This is a genomic window from Candidatus Chordibacter forsetii (genome assembly GCF_964187505.1).
Taxonomy (GTDB): Bacteria; Verrucomicrobiota; Verrucomicrobiia; order Opitutales; family Seribacteraceae; genus Chordibacter; species Chordibacter forsetii.
On the sequence record NZ_CAXLML010000065.1, the window covers coordinates 1 to 5,002 of the forward strand.

Genomic DNA, 5,002 nt, shown 5'->3' on the forward strand with positions numbered 1-5,002 from the left:
GCCGATGTCGCCAGAGTTTGAGCTACTACCCACCGATGGTTTATTGTTCAGTAAACTGTCTGAAGCGGTGTAGGTTGGTCTGCGGTCTAAGGAATCTCCTGAGTAAACTGTTGCATGGTTTCCGATTCCACTCTTATCAGACCATGTAGATACTTTACCTGAAGCCAGAGTAAGTGTACTGCTGTCCGCAGCATCCAGCCAAAGTTTCAGATTGGATACATTGCCTGGAGTAAAGAAATTCTGCATACTCCCATGGTACCCATTTCCTGAAGAGTCGTTCGAATCTCCATCGTCAAAGGACCACCGTCCAACCAGATTTTCCGATCCAACAATTTTTGTGGGTAGTAAAACGCCGAGGTTGCGACTGACAACTGTGCCAGCGGCATTGCTGGCAATAGCACGGAAATAATATACATCACCCTGTGCAGGAATGGTAATATTTGTAGAGAAGGTTCCTGCAGACTGATTGGTTGAGATGGTAATCTCGTTATCCCAACTAAAGTCGGGAAGAGGTTGTAACCCCCGGTCTTGAGTACCCCAGACAATTTTAACGGTTGGATTCTCTCCGCCAGTTCTTAGGAGATTTCCACTTAGAGTTGCGGTGTTGCGGCTGGTTTGTGTGGAACTCATAATCCCCAGGCTTGGGGGGACAATGATGGTTTGTGCTCGTGTAACAATGGTTCCTGCAATCAAAAGCACGAGGAGCAGTATTAATTTTATAAATGTGTTCATAGGGCTGGTGTGGACTTAAAAATTTAAAATTCTAGGCAAAGGATGGGGTAGGTTGGCTTGGTTCAGAGTTGGCAAGATCGCTAGGTGAAAATTTGATCCTTTCGAAGGTGGAGTTTTGATCTGCACGAACTACTGAGTAGAGGATAGCCTCATTTTTAACCCCAAGGTCGAAGCCTTGTTTGAGGAGTTTCCTGAGACAGGTTTCCGCACTTTCAAATTGAAGTACGATGTGCTCTTTTTCTTGAAGGCAGAATGCATGATATAAGTGCATGAATTTTATTTTGATACTGTACCGATCCATTTTTTGGATCCAACGATTGAGCCAAAAAGGGATTATTTTTATGTGTTTGCCTAACATTTAATACTATTATGCTTATAGGTTATATTTGTATACTATTCTATTAGCACCAGATTGAAAAATGTTACAAAAAAGTTTCAAAAATTTGAGAAATTATTCGATTAGAAGGAAAAGGGTATCTCTACCACTGATCCTTTACTTCTTAGAGTCGTCCTTCTTGGGAGTTTTGATGACTGGTTTGATTAGGCCCTGAACTTCTTCTTTACTCACTAAAATTCTTGTGGAATCTGGAATCATGTAGGTTTTTAAAAGACCTTGTCCGATCAAGTTCTTGATCACCGTAGCATTTTGATATCCGAGCAAATGACCAGCCTCGGTGAGATTAAGTAGAGTTGTTTTTTTTGGTTTGGCGTTTTCTTTCATCAAGTCGTTACTTTTTCTGAATATTTCTTAACAATTAATTAAATTTGCGTGGTCTCCCTCTGCCTCTTTTGTTTTTGCTCAATGCTTTTTTGAAGTAATTTTGTTCCTCTGATTTGCTTTGCTCAAGAATGGCAGTGATATCGCTAAGTAGGACACGCTTAAGCTTGTTATGGGGTAGGGAGTACACATCAATTAATCCTCGCTTATGCATATGGTTAATTGATTGATAGTTTGCATATCCTAACAAATCGGCGGCTTCACTGATTTTGATAAAACGGTCGAGATCTTTAAGGATTGGAAGAGAAATCTCACTGTTTTGATCCATCTTTTTTGATTTCTTTTACCTCGATAAGAGAAAGTATATCGGACTCCCGTACCCGTAATCCTGAGGTGAGAGGCAGGCGATAGGATTGTACTTTGCCTTCTCGGACAAAGTTGCGTATCCGATTATTGGTGCCTGCACCCAGTAATTTAACTGCCTCAGTAAAGGTCAGATAGCGTTCATCATCCGTTTGTTTATCTAGTGGCTTAATCATTGGCAAAAAATACTTATGGTTTTACTTTTTGAGGAAATTCCATCAGGTCGTGGTAAAATACTTTTAATCTTTTGGATTTCCCAATGGTGTGGGCTTGGAGTAAGCCCTGATCAATGAGGGTCTCAATCATTCGGTAATCCTTATAACCAAGTATATGAGCAGCCTGCACCAGATTGAGTAGGTGGTTTGCTTGTTTGTCGTATCGCTTGATCTTATCCATGGGAAGAGCCCTTATTGGATTTGAGTGATTCAATCTGCTTTTTGGAGAGAAGTTTCTTGTTGAGGCCTAAAATCTCAAATTCATCCAGTTGCTTCTTTTTTATGTAATAATCGATGCTGCCGAGTTTGGAAAAACCGAGTATGCGAATGGCCTCAGACTTATTGATTAATTCTTCCCCATTAAATTTAATCACATGTTTCATTATCGAGCAGGATTGGTTGGAGAAAATGAACTTTCAGCAAATGTTATTGGTTCCACTTGGTAGAAAGGGAATCCATCGAGGAAATATTCCCTTATATCTTCTTCACTCCATCTGTTTTTGCTAATAACCATTTCGTCAATTTTGCAGTTTAAATTTGCTGAGCTTGGTCCAGTTTCATTTACGCAGCCGCCGATTGTAAAATCGCCTAACGAAATGTAATTCGTCCATTTGGTTTTAGACTCAAAAACAAGATTTCCATCTATGTAGATTTTACTTTTAGAATCATTTTCTTCCCTGCCAAATGTGTAGGTTACCAACTGCCAACCTGATGATAGTCTTTCATTATCAAACCTAAATTTACTTGGGGAAACTTCTCCCCACTGGTGTAGATATGGTTTACCCCCCCGACTAAATTCTATGCATAAATTTCCAATTTCATTCCAATAATCCGATTTTATTAGTGAATTAATGGCATCTAGGCGGTCTAGTTTTTGTAACCAGAAACTTATAGTTATCTCAGGGTAATTTCCAGGAATAGAGAAACTTACATGAGAGCCATTGTGTGGTAAGCCGACACTTAAGGACTCTGGCCATCTTCCAGCTGTTCTGTGACATTTATGAAAGACTCCATGTGATCCGATTTCAGATTTCGCATGGTTAATGATAAGCCGGTTTGATTTAAGGTTATGGACTGTTGACCACTTTTGCCAATTTTTTGGAATTCTTTTAACCAGTTCTTCTATTAATATGGATTGCTCAGGGGAATCAAAGTTGTACAGTCCAATCGTGTCAGCATGGTTTGCAAGTTTTTCAAATGCTTTGAAGTTTCTTTTTGCTCCGGCATCACCGGGTTGACTTGGCTTTAAACTAGCATCTAATTCAATGAAGTCTAATTTTTGATGGCTTGAATTAAAGCGGGTTAACAATGTTTTGTTATCAGGTTTTCCTATTGGTGAGACCTCAACTTCTCCTTGATCGATATTGAATTTATCTTGCTGCGATGGAGAAATATTAAGAGCGAACTCAGTACCCCAGTCGACATATGTTGTTGTGGGAGATTTAATGGTAAAACCCTTACCATTTTCATTCAAAACAATGGTTCTGATACTACCACTGGTACCCCTTATGTTTTGAAAGTCTTCTATTTCAAAAATACCAGGTCCTTGAAATATGAAATCAACACAACGGTTAAACCGAAGATGCAATTCTCCGCTCAATAATTCGTATTTGCCAGGAACCCAGATGAAATCTTCCAGTCGACGGGTTATGCCCTTTATGGATGCGTTAAAATGATCCACTAAGTGAGCTTGGGTCCGAGAATTATTTAAAATCGAATCAGTTTCAGAAATTGTAACGGTCGGGTGGTCTTTATCTCGATTGTTCAGATAATCAAAGACTAAAAATGCGAGCACTAAAGAGGCCGCAATAAGTAACCATGGGGCAGTGGATTGTTTTTTGGAGAAACTTAGTTTTGGAGAGGAAAATATTTCATTTTCATTATCTTCCATTGACTCACCTAGATGTTCTGTGATGGCAGAGTATGTTATGTAATAAGATCTAGCCTTTGGGTCATGTTCCAATAGCTTGTTCAGCTTTTTTGCATCTCCCTTAGTTATACTTCCATAATAGTAAGCTTGAATTAATCTCTTATCTTCACTTTTCATACTTTTTCGGTGCTAAGCTTAAACTCAACGCAATCTGCCAACTTGTTTCGAATTCTTTGAAGTTTCTGATATGTTGCGTGTGCAGATTTGTTCAAAGTCTTAGCAAATACTTTGATTAAAGTGTTAGAATTGTATGCAATTTTGATGAGTGTCTTTTCTTCTTCTTTGAGACTGTCTATGCATGTCTGCAAAAACTCTAAGGTTTTAATTCTGGTTGAATATTCTTCACACCCTTGATCGAGAATTTTTTCAACTGCAGTTTCACTTAGAATAAGAATATCCCGACTTTTACCTCGCCTGAATTTCATGATTTCATAACGGGCAATCACGCACATCCATTTTCCAAACTCCAAATCTGGATCATCTAAGTTAGCAAATTTCTTCCATGCAACCATGGCTACCTTTTGCATGACATCTGCTACATCATGCTGACAAAAAATACCGTTTTTTACAAAGGCACGAACAGATGGTTCATGCTTCGCGTAAAGCTCTATAAAAAGACTTTCTGTTGCAGGATTTGATTTAGACATCTAACTATCCACTCCCGTGTTAACCCAATTTTAACGAAAAAAGTTAAAATTTTATGCGATTATAAAATATTTTGATCCTTAGCCCTTGAGAATACCCTAAATAATGGCTCCTTCAGCCAACACCAATACCGCAGCCGATTTATTATCAATGATTTCGTTGGATTATTAATCCACTAGTAAGAATTGTCCATTTTCATGAAAATTTTAATTATGTGGAAAAAAATCGGGGTCGGGTGCCCGCCCTGCGGAGGGAGAGATGGAGGAGAACCTAAATAGGGGGGGGCAGGCTAAAGACCGCATAAATACAGGGTTTTTTAATAAATGAATGCACTTTTTTTCCTGTTTCTGCTTTTTTTCCCTTAGTAAAAGGCTCATCCAATGTACACGCCCCCGGACT

At 39.0% G+C, this 5,002-nt stretch carries 8 protein-coding genes and 1 pseudogene; all 9 read right to left on the reverse strand.

Features of this window, described 5'->3' with window-relative positions:
• A pseudogene (locus ACKPQ4_RS02885) lies at positions 1-732 on the reverse strand (hypothetical protein); the annotation flags it as partial.
• A 31-nt stretch (positions 733-763) separates the two neighbouring features.
• The gene (locus ACKPQ4_RS02890) at positions 764-1,003 is read right to left on the reverse strand and encodes a hypothetical protein (protein WP_407679709.1); all 240 of its coding nucleotides are present in this window, start codon (positions 1,001-1,003) and stop codon (positions 764-766) included.
• Between the two features lie 222 nt (positions 1,004-1,225).
• A complete protein-coding gene (locus tag ACKPQ4_RS02895; protein ID WP_407679710.1) occupies positions 1,226-1,453 on the reverse strand; it encodes a hypothetical protein in 228 nt (75 codons plus the stop codon).
• A 34-nt stretch (positions 1,454-1,487) separates the two neighbouring features.
• Positions 1,488-1,778, reverse strand: a complete 291-nt coding sequence (locus ACKPQ4_RS02900; protein ID WP_407679711.1) for a hypothetical protein — start codon at positions 1,776-1,778, stop codon at positions 1,488-1,490.
• Positions 1,762-1,989: a hypothetical protein gene (locus ACKPQ4_RS02905; protein WP_407679712.1), complete on the reverse strand. Its 228-nt coding sequence runs from the start codon at positions 1,987-1,989 to the stop codon at positions 1,762-1,764. Before ACKPQ4_RS02905 ends, ACKPQ4_RS02900 begins: the two co-directional genes overlap by 17 nt.
• A gap of 13 nt (positions 1,990-2,002) precedes the next feature.
• Positions 2,003-2,209 carry a hypothetical protein gene (locus ACKPQ4_RS02910; protein WP_407679713.1) on the reverse strand — a complete coding sequence of 69 codons (207 nt, stop codon included), beginning with the start codon at positions 2,207-2,209 and terminating at the stop codon, positions 2,003-2,005.
• Positions 2,202-2,411: a hypothetical protein gene (locus ACKPQ4_RS02915; protein WP_407679714.1), complete on the reverse strand. Its 210-nt coding sequence runs from the start codon at positions 2,409-2,411 to the stop codon at positions 2,202-2,204. Before ACKPQ4_RS02915 ends, ACKPQ4_RS02910 begins: the two co-directional genes overlap by 8 nt.
• Positions 2,411-4,075, reverse strand: coding sequence for a LamG-like jellyroll fold domain-containing protein (locus ACKPQ4_RS02920; protein ID WP_407679715.1), 1,665 nt, complete (start codon positions 4,073-4,075; stop codon positions 2,411-2,413). The genes ACKPQ4_RS02915 and ACKPQ4_RS02920 overlap by 1 nt, the downstream gene beginning before the upstream one ends.
• The gene (locus ACKPQ4_RS02925) at positions 4,072-4,605 is read right to left on the reverse strand and encodes a sigma-70 family RNA polymerase sigma factor (protein ID WP_407679716.1); all 534 of its coding nucleotides are present in this window, start codon (positions 4,603-4,605) and stop codon (positions 4,072-4,074) included. Before ACKPQ4_RS02925 ends, ACKPQ4_RS02920 begins: the two co-directional genes overlap by 4 nt.
• Positions 4,606-5,002: the final 397 nt, after the last annotated feature.